The 16,349-nt window shown below is 40.1% G+C and carries 11 protein-coding genes and 1 pseudogene; 8 read left to right on the forward strand and 4 right to left on the reverse strand.

The features are described 5' to 3' along the window. From MXE38_RS02495 to MXE38_RS02505, 3 genes are all read right to left on the reverse strand, one after another. Positions 1-1,440, reverse strand: coding sequence for a 6-phospho-beta-glucosidase (locus MXE38_RS02495; protein ID WP_246910817.1), 1,440 nt, complete (start codon positions 1,438-1,440; stop codon positions 1-3). Between the two features lie 473 nt (positions 1,441-1,913). Then, on the reverse strand, positions 1,914-2,840 hold the full coding sequence (locus tag MXE38_RS02500) for a site-specific tyrosine recombinase (RefSeq protein WP_246910820.1): 927 nt from the start codon (positions 2,838-2,840) through the stop codon (positions 1,914-1,916). 31 nt (positions 2,841-2,871) lie between these two features. Next, on the reverse strand, positions 2,872-3,459 hold the full coding sequence (locus tag MXE38_RS02505; RefSeq protein ID WP_246910823.1) for a hypothetical protein: 588 nt from the start codon (positions 3,457-3,459) through the stop codon (positions 2,872-2,874). 188 nt (positions 3,460-3,647) lie between these two features. On the opposite strand from MXE38_RS02505, the gene coaE reads away from it, so the two are divergent. The 6 genes from coaE (at position 3,648) to pdxA (ending at position 12,069) form a co-directional block, all read left to right on the forward strand. Beyond that, positions 3,648-4,412, forward strand: coding sequence for a dephospho-CoA kinase (gene coaE / locus MXE38_RS02510; protein ID WP_246910827.1), 765 nt, complete (start codon positions 3,648-3,650; stop codon positions 4,410-4,412). 151 nt (positions 4,413-4,563) lie between these two features. Continuing rightward, a complete protein-coding gene (gene zapD / locus MXE38_RS02515; protein WP_246910842.1) occupies positions 4,564-5,310 on the forward strand; it encodes a cell division protein ZapD in 747 nt (248 codons plus the stop codon). After that, positions 5,307-5,627, forward strand: coding sequence for a DNA gyrase inhibitor YacG (locus MXE38_RS02520; RefSeq protein WP_348647351.1), 321 nt, complete (start codon positions 5,307-5,309; stop codon positions 5,625-5,627). Before zapD ends, MXE38_RS02520 begins: the two co-directional genes overlap by 4 nt. 425 nt (positions 5,628-6,052) lie before the next feature. Then, positions 6,053-8,821, forward strand: a complete 2,769-nt coding sequence (gene lptD, locus MXE38_RS02525; protein ID WP_246910857.1) for an LPS assembly protein LptD — start codon at positions 6,053-6,055, stop codon at positions 8,819-8,821. Positions 8,822-8,982: 161 nt separating this feature from the next. After that, positions 8,983-10,344, forward strand: coding sequence for a peptidylprolyl isomerase (locus MXE38_RS02530; RefSeq protein ID WP_246910860.1), 1,362 nt, complete (start codon positions 8,983-8,985; stop codon positions 10,342-10,344). A 630-nt stretch (positions 10,345-10,974) separates the two neighbouring features. Beyond that, positions 10,975-12,069: a 4-hydroxythreonine-4-phosphate dehydrogenase PdxA gene (gene pdxA / locus MXE38_RS02535; protein WP_246910864.1), complete on the forward strand. Its 1,095-nt coding sequence runs from the start codon at positions 10,975-10,977 to the stop codon at positions 12,067-12,069. A 103-nt stretch (positions 12,070-12,172) separates the two neighbouring features. Here pdxA and MXE38_RS02540 read toward each other — a convergent pair whose 3' ends face one another. Beyond that, positions 12,173-13,075 carry a flagellin gene (locus MXE38_RS02540; RefSeq protein ID WP_246910865.1) on the reverse strand — a complete coding sequence of 301 codons (903 nt, stop codon included), beginning with the start codon at positions 13,073-13,075 and terminating at the stop codon, positions 12,173-12,175. A gap of 603 nt (positions 13,076-13,678) precedes the next feature. Here MXE38_RS02540 and rsmA point away from each other — a divergent pair. After that, positions 13,679-14,449: pseudogene (gene rsmA, locus MXE38_RS02545) on the forward strand (16S rRNA (adenine(1518)-N(6)/adenine(1519)-N(6))-dimethyltransferase RsmA); the annotation flags it as partial. 279 nt (positions 14,450-14,728) lie between these two features. Continuing rightward, positions 14,729-15,922: a methyltransferase gene (locus MXE38_RS02550; RefSeq protein WP_246910868.1), complete on the forward strand. Its 1,194-nt coding sequence runs from the start codon at positions 14,729-14,731 to the stop codon at positions 15,920-15,922. The last annotated feature ends 427 nt before the right edge of the window (positions 15,923-16,349 follow it).

Consider the following 16,349-nt stretch of genomic DNA (forward strand, 5'->3'; position numbering starts at 1 on the left):
TTAGCTAAGATCCTCACCATTAGAGGCAATAACCTTCTTATACCAGTCAAAAGAAAGCTTCTTAGAACGATTTAAAGTGCCATTACCTTGATTGTCCTTGTCGACATAAATAAAGCCATAACGCTTTTCCATCTCGCCAGTACCAGCAGATACTAAGTCAATGCAGCCCCATGGGGTATAACCTAATAAGTTAACGCCATCTACATCAACAGCTAGCTTCATTTGCTCAATATGGGCACGTAAGTAATCAATACGATAGGTATCCTGCACCATACCGTTATCATCAAGCTTATCGTAAGCACCAAGACCATTTTCCACAATGAATTGATCAATACCATTGTAGCGGCCATCAATGGATCGAAGCACATAGCGTAAGCCCTTAGGATCAATAGCCCAGCCCCAATCAGACTCTTTTACATAATCGTTCTTAGTATCACCTAAGAAGTTAATTGGAGTGCTATTAACAGCTTGGGCGCTGACACAACGGCTCATGTAATAAGAGAAGCCAACATAGTCAACAGTACCCATCTTAAGCTCGGCAAGATCAGATGGAGCCATTTGAGGAGCACCACCAGCCTCATCCCAAATACGCTTAGCATAGCTACCGTACTCACCATTAACATGAACATCGGTAAAGTACCAGCGCTCTTCCATAGCACGTTGTGCAGCTAAAATATCATCAGGATCTGAGGTCTTTGGATAAACAGGAACAAAGCCAATCATACAACCAATGCGGAAGTCCTTATTGATTGAACGACCAATGGCTACGGCACGAGCAGAGGCTACAAATTCGTGGTGAGCAGCTTGTAACATGATGCGACGGCGGGTTGCAAAATCATCGCTATCTTTAAACTTAATGCCAGAGTCAGTCCATACTACAAATGGGAAGAAAACATCGGACTGATTGTTGATCTCATTAAAGGTCATCCAATACTTGACCTTATTTTGATAGCGCTCAAAGCAAACTTTGGCAAAGCGTACAAAGAAATCAATGCACTTTCTATTAGTCCAGCCACCATATTTGGTAACTAAACCTAAAGGCATTTCAAAGTGAGATAAGGTAATTACAGGCTCAATATTGTGCTTGAGCATGCAATCAAATAAACGATCGTAAAAAGCAAGACCAGCCTCATTAGGCTCGCTCTCATCGCCTTGAGGGAAAATACGGGACCAGGCAATAGAAGTACGGAAGCACTTAAAGCCCATTTGAGCAAAGAGCTCAATATCACCCTCAAAACGGTGATAAAAATCGATAGCTTCCCAAGATGGGTAATTCATACCCTCAATAGGGCCATTTTCATCAATCACACGAGGGGTATTAACATTACCACCTCTAAGCACATCAGCAATGGATAAGCCCTTACCATCAACGTTATAGGCACCTTCTAACTGATTTGCAGCAACAGCACCACCCCACAAAAAGCCGTTTTTAAAAGCCATTTAACACACTCCTATAATTAGATCTATCAAGCTACCACCAAAGATAATCTCGTCGGTAATAAGCGCTTGAAGCCTTTGTAAACTACATTGGCAAACTGTTAACTTATTCTAAGTTATCCTTGCAAGCAAAATTAACTACTTAGCTAATCCTTTTAGTACATTATTTTGACCTCAAGATAATCACTAATACCACTACCCAAGCGCCTACTCCCACTCCCACTCATGGTGCTATCAGCTAAAGCGCCTTGCTTAGGTGCAGCTAACTTTCTCAGCCACTTGGCCATGCTTAGCCTGAGGCCAAGCGGCCAAGCATGGGCTAAGTAGCTAAGACACCAAGCAAAAGACGCTGACACTCTCAAGTTTTTTTGTCCTCACCACGGCCATAAAAAAAGCCGCCCCTAGTATTGCTACTAAGGAGCGGCTTTTTAAAGCGCAGGAGCAGCGCTGCGAGCGCATAGGCGCTTTTTTTGTACTTAGGCTTTAGGATGTGCTTTTTCGTAAACTTGGTGCATACGAGCTAAAGCCACATGAGTATAGATTTGAGTGGTAGATAACCTTGAGTGACCTAATAACATTTGCAAGGCTCTTAAATCAGCATCATGATTTAATAAATGGGTAGCAAAAGCATGTCTAAAAGAGTGAGGGGATGGCGCATTCTCCATACCTATTTGTTTGGCATAAACTTTTACTCGATACCAAAAAGCAATTCTGGTCATAGGATGAGGAACATTAGCATCATTGACCTTATTAGAGATAAAGACATAAGGGGAGCTATTATCAGGATCCTTGATGGTACGACCGCTTTTAATATAAGTATCAACCCAATAACAAGCAGCATCAGTCATAGGAATCATACGTTGCTTGTTACCTTTACCTGAGATAATTAAATACTGATCTGTAAGATGCATGTCCTCAAACTTTAATTGGCATAACTCACTAACACGCAAGCCACAGGCGTACAAAAGCTCAAACATAGCTCGATCACGCAAGCCAATATAAGTTGATAAATCAGGGGCACTTAAAAAAGAAGAGACCAAGTTCTCACTCATTACTTTAGGCAGAGCCAGACTTCTTTTGGAAAGCTCAATAAAGTTCATAGGGTTATCCTCACGAACACCCTCTAAACGTAAGAACTTTACAAAATTATTGATAGAAGTATAGAAGTGCCTAATAGTGATACTGCTAGTACCCTCATTAATGCGATACTCAAAATACTCTCGTACATCATCGCTATTAAATAAGGTTAAGGAAATATCGTGTTCAGCTAAGTAACACAAGAATCCTTTGACATCACTGCAATAGGAAAATTGAGAATTTTCAGATAGTCCCTTTTCCAAAGCTAGATAATCTACAAAAGCAATGAGCCACTTGGCTAGCTCATCACTTATCTTATCGCTCAAAACTTAGCCCTCTTATTTAATGTTAGCAATTTTAGTTTTTAGGAACGCTAAACTCACGCTCAATCTCGGCTTTAATCAGCTCTTCGGCAGTAGTAAGCTTGCCATCTTCTAATTGATTTACCGAAACATAAGGCACATCATGGTCTAACATAATGCAAAAACGATAGATACCATCGCTATCCGCTTCATAACGAATTTCTTCAAAACGTGACTTTGGATTTAAGAGTAACTTAGCAGAGCCAGCTCTTAATACCCCAGGAGGCACAGCAAATCCAAAGTTAGTGCCATTAGTCCAGCTAGCATCAGCAAACTTAAACTTATATGGTGACCAGTCAGAGCGTAATGGTGCTAAAGCGCAATACTCATTATCACTAATTTTTCTTAAGCGATAAGCTCTTTGAACGCCGTAGTCATTCATTTCACCACGCAAATAAATAGCTTTGCCCTTAAAAATAGGATGATCTAAAGCATCAGCCTCGACTTGAGAGAGCTCAGTTTGAGGGGCAACAGTAGCCGCCTTTGGATCATCTTTGACCTCCTCAGAGCTTTGACAAGCACTTAGAGCTATAGCTAAAAATGGGATGCCCAACCACCAAGCTTTAATTTTTAAATTTTTCAATTTACACCATCCCTTGCAACTTAATCATAAAAGGTCAAATGAAATTAAAACGAAACAGTAAGTAATATTACAAGTTAATATCAGCCTTTGCTTATTTTAATCTACTAAATCTCAATTAGCTCTTACATCGCTGCTCTTAATCTCTTATTATTAACTATCTTTGCAATGAAAATATCAAGGAGCTCTCAATGTTAAAGGTTGGCTTAACAGGTAATATTGCCTGTGGTAAAAGTTTTATAGGTAAGCTCTTTAGTCTCTACGGAGTTAGGATTATCGACAGCGATATGATCGCCCGTGAAGTTGTGTTACCTAATTCACCTACCTTAAATAAAATAGTTGAGTTCTTTGGCAGAGAAATTTTACTACCAGACGGCTCTTTAAATAGAGCTCAATTAAGAGCCATGGTCTTTGCTGATAAAAATAAGCTAGCTAAGCTTAATGAGATCATTCATCCTGCTATTCATCAGCGTACTCTTGAGCTTTGCAATCAATGTGCTCAAGGGCAACCTTTAGATCCTAACTATATTAACTTTTGTCGCCAACAAGAGGCTCTTAAATCTCAAAATAGCAATCAATTTAGCGATGTTGCTAGTGATGAGGGAAAGATTGCTCTGTGCGAGCCTTTAGATCCTAAATATGTGATTACTCCCGAGCAACGACCTCCTTACATTATTCTTGATATACCTTTATTATTTGAAAACCACTTAGAGCATATGGTCGACACTATTTTAGTGGTCGATGCTGCTATTGAAACGCAAATTTTTAGAATTATTAATCGTGATCACTGCACCAAAGAGGTTGCTCAAAACATCATTGATAAACAGTTAAGTCGCGATTATAAGCTAAACCATGCTGATGACATCATTCAAACAGATATTTTAAGCATAGATGAAAAGCGTCAACACGTGCTAAACTTACATATTAAATATCTTGCCAGTTCACAAGATTTTTAAAATTGTGGGGTTTTATTATAAGCCCAGCACTGAATTATTTAACAAAACCATAGCTTTAGCAGCATTTTAACTGCTAAGCACGAATTTTTATGGACTTAAGTTAGTGCTTAAGTTCTTTTGATAGCCCAAGCTAAACAAAAAGAATCAACTTATGTTTGTTTACGATTTTCCATTAAGTCCAAAAGCCCGAACTTACTTAAAGTTTGAAGCTATTTTCAATCGCCTGCAAGAAAGTGCGGACTTAAATACCAATGCCGAAACGCTTAGCTTGTTAAGAGGGCTAATTGACTTTATTGATTTGCTTGACGGTTCAGGAACCTTGAAAATTGAACTAGGCAAGGATCTCGATAAGCTTTCTAACAAATTAAAGAATTGGCAAAACAACCCAGAGGCAGATCAGGGTTTAATTAGCGAGCTGCTTGAGCAAATTAACGAATCACATAAAGCTTTAAATAACTTCACTCGCCAGCGTACTGTTTTGCAGAACGATCCTATTATCGAGAGTATTAAGACTAGGTTTTTGACACCATCAGGTATCAATTGCTTTGATACTCCTTTATTTATTTTTTGGTCTAATCTTGATCGTGAAGAAAAGATTGAGACAGCCTCTGTGTGGCTCAAAGAATTAGATTGCATTCGTATTCCTATTACTTGCATCTTAAACTTGTGGCGACTCTTTTCTGATTACCAATCACGAGTGGCTATTAATGGCTTTATGCAAGAAACCTCTGAACCTTGCGAACTAATTGAAATCAAATACCCAAAACATGTTCGTGGCTACCCTGTAGTAAGTGGCTTCCAATCCAATATTAATGTACGCTTCTTCCCTTATGTAAAGGGCGCTCCTGTAGGCGATATTACTTTTGAGTTGGCTTATGTTAGAGGTGGTATCAATTGAGTTTAAAAGACCTTTTACCTCCTGGCACTTATGATGAGATTAAACAAGAGGCACATGACAATGCTAGTAGTGCACCTCAAAGCCCTAAAGGCCAAGGGCCTTTATTAGTCTCTTGCCCTTATTGCCATAAGCAAATTGTCTACTCAACTGACAATCCTTTTAGGCCATTTTGTTCTGAGCGTTGCAAAATGCTCGACTTAGGAGCCTGGGCCAATGAGGAACGTACCGTAGCTGGTAATGATATCAATGTAGATGAGGATGCTGACTTATTAAACGATCCTAATCTGCCAGTTAGAAATCTTCCATCTCACGAGTAATTAAGAGCTCAATACACTAATAAAACCACAACGCCAGAGAGCACTAATTTTTAATAAGTACTCTCTGGCGTTTTGCTATTACTCACAGCTCAGCTCAAGATAATGGTTATAGCCAGAGCCTGAACCAAGGCCAGGGCCAGGAGCCTGGTCATTGGCCTTTGGCCAAATCTTGGGCTTAGTCCCAAACTTAAGAGTAATGGGTAATCTAGTCACAGAGGGTAAGGTTAATTTAAATTATGCGCTTTGTGTTAAAATTCAGTACTTAACCTAAACCAAATTTCTGTATTAATTCTGAATTAAACTGATTTGGCTTTCTTTTGAGAGTTTAGTCAGTTTAGTTTAGTATGCCCTAAATACTTGGTGTCATATTAATTGTGCTAGCCAGTTTTAGTCCTTGGGTATGTTTTTTTACAAGGAAGTCTACTTTGAAGCGCTCGACCTCATCTAAGCTACAGCTAAGTGCAATTGCTATTGCCGTAACTTGTGCCCTTTATGGCCCTAGTGTAGCTTTTGCCCAGAGTTCATCTCATAACTCCAGCAATCTTATGAACAGCTCTTTGTTATCATTAAACAATGAGCCTAATACTCATAAAGTATCCCAAAGCTTTGAGGTTCAAGTCCCTACAAGTTCCCCTATGAGTGTCATTAATAGTAATGCTACTCATATGCCTTTAGAGAACATTTCCTATAACAATGTTAACTCTAACTCCAAAGCTCAGAGCGTAAATGAGGCTAGGATTAAAAGACTTAGTGCTGTTACCAATTTTGCTAATGCTAGCTATAAGCTCATGGTAAATAATGCTACTACTGAGCAATACTTAGCTAATGAGCATTTAGCCGCTTCATCTACTTTTCCTTTGCGCCTTATTAACACTATCAAGAAAAATCCGTGGCAAGCAGCTCCTTTTATGCCAGTACAAGACAAGGATTTATCTTGCTATTACGGCATTCCATCATATAAAGAGCCTTTAAATTATGACCATAATACTACCCCTGTAGATATTTCTGCTGATGAGGTTATTGGTAGTATTGATAATAAGGTCAGCTACAAGGGTGATGTTACTGTAATTCAAGGTGATAAGTTAATTAAGGCCGATGAGGCTCATTATGATGGCACCAAAGGCAGTGTTGAGGCTCAAGGTAATCTACTCTTTCAAGGCCCAGAGCTTACTGTAAATAGCCAAGGCCAAATTAAAAGCGACTTAACCAGCCAAATTACTACTTTTTCTGATGCTACCTTCCAGCTTAATGGCTCGGTTGCTCGTGGCAGTGCGCAAATGATTACTGTCAATAACGAGGAAAAAACCTCTGTTATTGAAGATTTATCTTTTAGCACTTGTCCTATTGACGATAACTCATGGAAAATCAAAGCCTCTCGTGTGGAGTTAGACCAAAACGAGTCCTTTGGTGATGCTTATGGTAATGTCTTATATGTTAAAGACGTGCCTGTGTTCTATTTGCCTTATGTCAATTTCCCTATTACCAATGAGCGCAAGAGTGGTTTACTCTACCCAAATATTTCTATTAGCTCAGAAAATGGTTTTGACTATGAGCAGCCAATTTACTTCAATTTAGCGCCTAATTACGACTACACTTTAACCCCTCGCTTAATGACTAGGCGTGGTTTACTGTTGTCTAATGAGTTTAGATATATGCCTTTTGCCGATACTAAAGGACAATTGGCATTTGACTATATTTATGATGACAACAACTGGGCATTATCTGAAAATTTTGATAATAACTACCGCTATTTCTTAAGATGGCAACATGAGTCTTATTTTTTCAATAAGGACTTATTCTTAACCATTGATTATCAAAAAGTACGTAATAACGACTACGACTATTTAGATGATATTGGCGCTAATGGTACCAATGTTACAGATGATCATTTAAAGCAATCCTTTAAGATTTCCTATGATCGTCCTGCTTACAACTTATCTATTGAAGCTCGTGATTACCAAAGATTATTGCCAGAGTCTTTGATTTATTACCGTCCTTTTGCCATGTTGCCTCAGATTAAAGCTCAATACTATGATGCTTATGGCCCATTTACTTTTGATATCCAAGGCAATATGACTCAATTTACTAGTAACTCTGGCACTGAAACCTCCAGCCGTTTCCAAGCTACCAGATTACACTTTGAGCCAGATTTTGGTTACCAAATCTTCAATAATCGAGGCACCTCTATTAGTGCTAATGCCAAAGGATTTTTAACTCACTACTCTCAAGATAGTCTTGATAGTATGCCAAGCTACTATAAAGACTCTTTAGGCTTTACTAGCCTTGCCGACTCTACAACTCGTGCCCTTTATTTATTGCAATTAACAGGCAAGACCACACTAGAGCGCAAGGTTTTAGATTTGAGACATACTCAAACTCTTGAGCCAGAGATTAGATACCAATACATACCTTATGAAGACCAAAATGATATTGCTCTTTACGACACTACCAATAGAATGAGCGATTACTACTCTAATTTCTCATCCAATCACTTTACTGGTTATGATCGTATTGCTGATTTAAACAATATTACTTTTGGCCTGACCTCACGTCTGCTTGATGCTCATGATCGTGAATTAATGCGTTTTGGTATTTCACAAACTTACTCTTTTGTACCATCACGTGTTACTTTAAACCCTAATGACCCTAAGAACCTTTATCCACGTAGCCCATTGTCTGCATTCTTTAATGCCAACCCACTACCTGGATTAACTACTCATGCGTCTGTTACCTACAACAATGAAACCAATTCGGTATCAGCATGGAACGCTATGGCTCGTTACCGTAATGAAAATGGCCTTCTGGTTCAGGTAAGTTATCGTTTTGCCGACGATGGCAATCGCTCTTTTGACAATGATATTGTGGACTTAAGTCAGTTAGGTTTAGTAACTCAAATTCCGCTACATGATAAGCTTAGTTTAACTTTAGCCACCTACCAAGACGTAAAGCAAGATAATAATATCGACTCTAAAGTTGCTCTTAAATATGAAGAGTGCTGCTGGTCTGTTGCTTTCGTTTACGAAAATTACAACTCTTGTGATTGGGACTCTTTAACCCAAGAAAAAGATCACCGTGTAGGTATCCAATTTGAGTTCAAGGGCGTTGGTGCTGTTAATGTAACAGGAAGCGCTGATAAGAACTTTACTAATACTCACTTACTTAACAACTTTGACCCAACTAATTTAAGTCAATAGTTGTAGTTAAGGTTTCTAAAACCAAGCCTTTGCGCTTGGCTTTTATTATCTAGTTAAGTTTAAGCTAAGTTTCCCCAAATATAATTGGTTTAATTTTTCTCCATTGGGTGCTTTATGCTAGAATTTAGCACACATATTAATACGCCCATTGCTATTATGAGATGTCCAAGATGTTATTGAGCAAGATTAATAAATCAATTCTAGCCACTATTACCGCAGTGACCTTTGGGACACTGATTTCATCAGCTTCTGCTAATGAGGTTTACCTGGACTCTACAGCGGCTGTAGTTAACTCTGATATCGTGCTACAAAGCGAGCTTAATGCCGCTCAAGCTAATGTCGAGCGCAACTTCAAGCAACGTGGCGCTAAAGTAGACCCTATTAATGCCCGTAGAGCCGCTTTAGAGCAGTTAATTACTCGCTCTATTATTTTACAAATGGGCAAACAATACGGCTTAACTTTAACTGATACCCAAATTAATCAGTCTCTAGCACAAGCTGCAATGCGCAATAATACCTCCCCTGAGGCTATTTTAAAGAGCTTTGGCAATGTTGATGAGGCTACTGCCCGTCAAATGTATGCCGATGAGGTTATTATTGGTGAAGTTCGTAATGGTCAGGTTAAGCGTCGTGTACGTATTTCCGATGCTGAGGTGGCTTTATTAGCTAAGACTTTACGTGACATTGGCTCTATTGAGCCAAGCTACCACTTAGCTCAAATTATCTTACCTTTGGACACCAATGCTAGCGGTGCTCAAGTAAATAAAGTTACTGCTATTGCTAACTCCATTAAGTCTCAAGCCCGTAATGGTGCTGACTTTAATGCCTTAGCAGCCCAATATGCTCAAGGCTCATCAGCTGCTCAAGGCGGTGATTTAGGCTATATTCCAGAAAGCCAAGTGCCAGTTCCTTTCTTACCTGCTTTATTAAAGGCAAAAGATGGTGATGTAATTGGCCCTATCCGCTCTCCTTTTGGCTTGCACTTAATTAAGCTCTTTGATGTAACTAATCAGGCCGTTGAACCTGTTACTACTTACAAGGCTAAGCACATTTTATTAACTACCTCTGTGATCTTCTCTGATGAGGCAGCTTATAACCAATTAGATGCTTTACGTCGTAGCATCGAAAAAGGCTCTATTTCCTTTGCTCAGGCTGCCAAGAAATACTCAGAAGATACTGGCTCTGCCTCTTTAGGTGGTGAACTTGGTTATGCCCCAGCTAGCCGTTATGATCCAGGCTTTGCTCAAGGCTTAGTAGCTCTTAATGTCGGCCAAATCTCCAAGCCAATTAAGTCCTCCTTTGGCTGGCACTTAATTTATCTTGAGGATAAGAAGATTGATAAAGACAGCGAAGAGGCTTACAAGCAACGTGCTTACGAGTTAATCTACCGCCGTCTCTTTGCCGAAGAGTCCCAGGCTTGGGAGCGTGATATTCGCAGCTCTGCTTACGTTAAGGTTACCGATCCTACCTTAGTTCAAGCAGGTGCCAATCAAGGCATTGACTCAACTAATGTCAATTTATAATAGCTAACCGAATCCTACTAAAATAGGAGATTGTGCAAGGTTAATCCTACTTTGCACTGGATATGAAAAAGAGTTATACCAAGAGCCTAAGCCCAGTGCTTAGGCTTTTTTTATCCCTGCTCCCCACCACTGCACCCCAACCTTCCATCCCCAGCGCCTCGCCCATACACTCCACGGCCCTGCAATCCACGGCCCTGCGCCTCAACCACAAATCCCAAGGCTTAGCTCTCTATCCTTCATGCCTTACCGCCCAGCGCTCAGCGCCCAAGCCCTCAACCAAGTCAAACCCAGCTAAGCGCCACTAAGATGTGTCATGCTCAGATGTGTCTTGCCATGCCAAGACAACCACCATTAGTCCTTGTACTAACTGCTCCTCCAGCCTCTGCACTGCATAAGCTCCTGCGTAGTATTGTTTTGCGCTGTTAGACGATGCTATGCAATACAAGGCAAGGAAATGCGCCCTTGTAGGTACGCTTTGTAGCTAGCAAATTGATTTTGAGTTTAGCTGCTAAGAGCGCTCATAATGGGGCATGATTAGGCATTAGTGCTCTAAGTACCATCACGCTATTGCTAAGCTAATAGGGCTGTTCCTATAATAATTAGCAATCTAACTATCGCAGGTTTTTTGCTATGAATAACAGTGCATCTTCTTATGAATTAAATCACAATCAAGCTCTTCGTATTGCTATTACTACTGGTGAGCCTGCTGGTGTGGGCCCAGAATTAATGTACGCCTTAACCAGACAAGATCCAGCAAAGATTGCCCTGCAAGCGCGCTGCTCAGGAGATGCTAAGCTAAAAACTTCAGTACCTGTAGAGTTAGTACTGATAGGCGACAAAAATTTATTACAAGAGCGCATGTCTTTATATGGTAAGGACTTTGTAATTCATGATTTTGATGTCAGCCAGGTTGAGACTACAGGTATGCGTGAGGATGGTTTAGGCCATATTTCTTGCCTACATGTACCTTTAAATGCTCCTAGCACCCCTGGAGTAATGGATAGAGCTAATGCCTCTTATGTGCTACAAACCTTAGACATTGCTATTGATAATTGCAAGAACCATACTTTTGCTGCTATGGTTACCGCCCCTATCTCCAAAAGTGTAATTGCTCATACTGGTATCAACTTTACAGGCCACACTGAGTATCTCCAGGAGCAATGTGGGGTAAATGAAGTAGTTATGATGTTAGGCTGTAGCCAAATGAATGTAGCTCTAGCCACTACTCACTTACCTTTAGAGCAAGTAAGTAAAGCTATCACTAAAGAAAAACTAACTAATATCATCACTATTTTGCACCACGATTTAAAACATCGTATGGGCTTTGTTGACCCTAAAATCTATGTTTGTGGTATTAACCCACATGCAGGAGAAGATGGCACTTTAGGCATGGAAGAGCTAGAGACAGTTATTCCTGTACTTAATGAGCTTAGAACTACTAAAAACATGAATTTAGTAGGCCCATTACCTGCTGACACTATCTTCCAGCCAAAATACTTACAAGATGCGGCGGCTATTTTAACTATGTACCATGATCAAGGACTGCCAGTACTTAAATATGTAGGCTTTGATTCAGGTTATAACACTACATTAGGCCTACCTTTTATCAGAACCTCTGTTGATCACGGCACAGCTATCGATTTAGCAGGCAAGGGTATTGCCGATAGCGGCTCTTTACTAAGCGCTGTTAGCCTAGCCCTTTACATGGCTTATCAGGCTCAATAATTTCCACCTGTACAATATGTTAGAGCAGTAGCTGTATACAAAAAGGCCCTTGCATTATCTGCAAGGGCCTTTTTTATAGAAAAATTAAAAATCTATGTTTGTATTAGCCGAGCATGGAAAGGGCTAATTGTGGACGGCTGTTAGCCTGCATTAACATAGAAGTAGCAGCCTGCTGAATGATGGACTGCTGGCTTAAGTTTGCAGACTCCTCAGCAAAGTCAGCATCACGAATACGGCTACGTGCATCAGACTGGTTAGCAGCAACGTTAGACTGGTTGCGGATAGAGGACTCAAGTCGATTTTGGATGGCACCTAAGCCAGAGCGCTGGCTATCTACATCAGCAATCATCTTATCCATGAGCTCAATTGCTGCCTTTGCACCATCAGCCTTACTTAATTGTAGCTTACCACCATTATATCCAGCATTAGCTGTTTGACCAAGGGCACGAGTAGCAATAAGGCTAAACTTCATATTGTTAACAGAGAATGAAATTTCATCACCGTTATTAGCACCTACTTGAAGGGTTGTCTTACCACCTTTTGAGCCATTTTGTGCAGGTTTTCCATAAATAGACTTGGAGTCTGCACCGTCAAGTACAGATGCACCACCAAACTTGGTTTGCTGAGCAATACGAGTAATTTCTGCCATTAAGGAGTTTGCTTCAGCATTAATAGACTTACGGTCTGCATCAGTGTTGGTGCCATTGGCTGCTTGCACAGCAAGAGTACGGATCTTTTGGAGCATTGAGGAGGTCTCATCAAGAGCTCCTTCTACGGTCTGAGCTAAAGCAATACCGTCATTGGTGTTACGGTTACCTTGATTTAATCCATTAATTTGGGTGGTTAAACGGTCAGCAATTTGTAAGCCTGCAGCGTCATCTTTTGCGGAATTAATGCGCATTCCAGAAGAAAGACGTTGGTAGGTGGTAGTCAAAGAATTTTGTACATTATTTAGGTATCTTCTACCATTTAATGAAGATACGTTGGTATTTACGTAAACTGCCATAATAAACCTCTATATTTAACGAAAAACTATAACGTACGAAATACTGCTAAAGTATTAAGAGATTCTTAATAAAGTTGATATAGCAGCTAACGTAATCCATCCAAATGTATTTTTTAATGCTTACATATTTATTATCGACATACTATGGTCGCATATTTTGTGCTGTTCACAAAAAATTAGACCAAGTAGCATTAACACGTCATTTACGGGTGTTTTATAGATATAAAAACACACATCTATTTATATGATAATTTTTAAACTGACATTCAATGAATTTCCGTATGCGATACTGACACCTTATATGGACTGAACTGTAGAAAGTTTTAGTAAGAATTTTCCTCTCTTCTAGCTTGAGCTGAACCAAGCCCAACACCATAGAGCACTCTTTTGGGCAAAACTGCCAGAACATCTCTTAGGTGAAAGTTACCCCTATAGTGGCCAGTGCCGCTATGGCCGCTGCTGCTGCGTAGCAGCAGCGGCAAATTAAGCCTATACTTGAGCTTTATGTGTTAAAATCACAGCCGATTTTACTAAAACCTTAGGCAAAGATAGGCTAATTATTTAGCATCTTTGTTTGATCTTTTTAATTTTGTAGAGTTTTTTATGGCCTTACCTCCACCACCACATATGAAAGCGCGCAAACGCTTTGGACAAAACTTCTTAGTTAATGATCACATCATCAACTCTATTGTTGATGCCATTAATCCTAAAGAAGGTGACTTTTTAGTTGAGATTGGCCCAGGTCACGCAGCTCTCACTCAACCTGTATTTGAGCGAGCTAAGAAACTCACTGCTATTGAACTGGATCGTGATTTAGCCCAAAGATTAAGAGAGCATCCTTTTTTAAAAGGTTTGAATTTAATTGAAGCTGATGCCTTAAGGGTCGACTTTAGTAAGCTCAATCCAGAAGGTAAAATTAGAGTATTTGGTAATTTACCTTACAACATCACTAGTCCTTTGCTATTCCACCTTTTAAGCTTTGAGGGCATTAGTGATTTACACTTTATGCTGCAAAAAGAAGTTGTGGAGCGCTTAGCTGCTGGCCCTGGTTCTAAAGACTATGGCCGCTTAACTGTTATGGCTCAGTTCCACGCTCAGGTAGTACCTGTATTAGTAGTACCACCATCTTCTTTTGTACCACCACCAAAAGTTATGTCAGCTGTGGTGCGTTTAATCCCTAAGGATTTAACCAAAGAAGAGCGTCAGTTATCTCCGTTTTTAAATAAAATTACCACTACCGCTTTTGCAGCTCGTCGTAAGACTATTAGAAACTCTTTAGGCCCTCTTTTTGAGCCTCAGGAGCTTAGCGCCTTAGGTATTGATCTTGATAAGCGTGCTGAGGATTTACCTTTAACTGTCTTTGTTCAGTTAGCCCAAGCTTTACAACAAAAACGCTCTTTAGAGGACTTAGAGCAGGACGAACAAAGCCAAGCTAGCGATAAGCAAAATAAGCGCCTGCAAAAACTCAAAGACACCTCCCCACAAAACTTTGAAAACTTAGTTTCTCAAGGCCAGGATGATTTCAGCCCAAGCTCAGTAAAAGAGGCTAAGGCAGCAGCTGCGAAAAAGAAAAAGGGCCAAAAGCGTCGTTCTCATAAGTTTGACGACTTTGATTTCAATGACATTAATGCTGACTTATAAGGTTTATTTTTTATGAAGGCAGATGATCCATTAGTAGAAGTCTTTGAGCGTAATAGAGACTATTGGGAACACAAAAAGGTCTTGATTGCAGGTCACATTACCTCCATGCAATTACTCCCTCAGTTAATCGGTACTACCCAGGCTTATGTGCTTAGTGAAAACTATGAGACCGCTCAAGGCCTAAGCGCCATGATGGGCGTTAAATTAGGCCATCATGATTTTGAATATGCGCAAAAGAAACATGTAACGGTAATCTTTGGTGCCGCCGACGATAGCCGAGTTCATGAGTTAATTGATGAGGTTGAGGTCTTAGTTTTATTCTTAAGCAAAACTAAGAGCTTAAGCCAAAATCTTTTGTATTGCCTACAAGATAAACTAGCAGCCAATGGCAAAATCTTATTAATCGGTTCTAATGCTATTGGTGGTAAGAGCGGCGATGGTCTTATCAAATATGCCGCAGATGTCTATAAGATTGATACTGCTCGTAAGTGCACTGTCTTTTTAGGATCCTTAAATGAGGGTCAAAAACTCAAGAGTGCCCCAGCACTTAAAGATGTGCTTTTTGGTGGTCTTACTTTAAAACAAGCTCAGGGTATTTTTAGCCAAGGCGAGCTTGATCAAGGTACTAAGCTCTTATTAAATGCTATGCATCATGATCTTGGTGGTCTACCACCTTGTGCCGATGCTAAAGACCTTCCTGACCTTAGTGATAGCACATTAACTGAGCTTGATGCCCCTGTGGTGCCTTTAAGCCACGCTATTTTAGATGTTGGTTGTGGTAGTGGCATTATTGGTCTGTCCCTAGCTGCTCGTGGTTTTAAACAAGTAGTATGCTCTGATATTAGTGCTACTGCCTTAAACTGCACTGTAGCTAATGCTCAACTTAATGGCCTGACCATTGATACTTTAGCTACTAATATGTTGCCAACCCAAGCTGAGCTTGAGGCTAACAATATCAATATTCCTAGTGGCAAATTTAATATTATTGCTACCAATCCTCCTTTTCACCAAGGAGTAAATCGCACTACTAGCCAGACCTTAGATATGATTGCTAAGGCTAAAAACTCACTTACCTCAGATGGTGTGCTTTATTTAGTGGGCAATGCCTGCCTGCACTATGAAGAGCCATTAGCAGAGGCTTTTGCTAAAGTGCAAGTATTAGCTAAAACCACCAAGTTTGTGGTCTATAAAGCTAGCAATAAGTAATCAAGCCCCCATCTCTTAAAAGATAGTACAGATGCCTCTACCTTAATATGGCAACGAGGCATCTTTACTTTATAAGCCTATAGCAGCCCCTGTGAGCCATTACCAATTAGCAATTACTAATGGTTGGCTGCGACAGCGGCTGCGGCTACGGCAGCTGCAGCGTAAGCTGCGGCGATGGCGGCGACCGCTGCTGCTCCACCTTTTTGTTCTTGCCTCAACTAAAAAAAAGCGTCCTTATCCTCAATTTTGGCTTTTTGCTCTCTCCTTTTATTATTTATGCATAATAATGATAGCTTTATCGTGAACTACTCCCTCCAAACCTTGCGATTATGGAGGGAGCTTCTTGGGTTGGTTACTAGGTTCCCTTTTATGAGACCTCCTTACTCACTCTTAGGTTACCATAATTATTAAGTTCCCTTAATAACCT

Source organism: Anaerobiospirillum sp. NML120448 (genome assembly GCF_023050945.1).
Taxonomy (GTDB): Bacteria; Pseudomonadota; Gammaproteobacteria; order Enterobacterales; family Succinivibrionaceae; genus Anaerobiospirillum.

Excerpts from the sequence above, each read along its gene's own strand:
- MXE38_RS02540 (WP_246910865.1), bottom strand. The coding sequence starts at position 13,075 with ATGGCAGTTTACGTAAATACCAACGTATCTTCATTAAATGGTAGAAGA.
- zapD (WP_246910842.1), top strand. The coding sequence starts at position 4,564 with ATGTTTGTTTACGATTTTCCATTAAGTCCAAAAGCCCGAACTTACTTA.
- MXE38_RS02550 (WP_246910868.1), top strand. The coding sequence starts at position 14,729 with ATGAAGGCAGATGATCCATTAGTAGAAGTCTTTGAGCGTAATAGAGAC.
- coaE (WP_246910827.1), top strand. The coding sequence starts at position 3,648 with ATGTTAAAGGTTGGCTTAACAGGTAATATTGCCTGTGGTAAAAGTTTT.
- MXE38_RS02495 (WP_246910817.1), bottom strand. The coding sequence starts at position 1,440 with ATGGCTTTTAAAAACGGCTTTTTGTGGGGTGGTGCTGTTGCTGCAAAT.
- pdxA (WP_246910864.1), top strand. The coding sequence starts at position 10,975 with ATGAATAACAGTGCATCTTCTTATGAATTAAATCACAATCAAGCTCTT.
- MXE38_RS02530 (WP_246910860.1), top strand. The coding sequence starts at position 8,983 with ATGTCCAAGATGTTATTGAGCAAGATTAATAAATCAATTCTAGCCACT.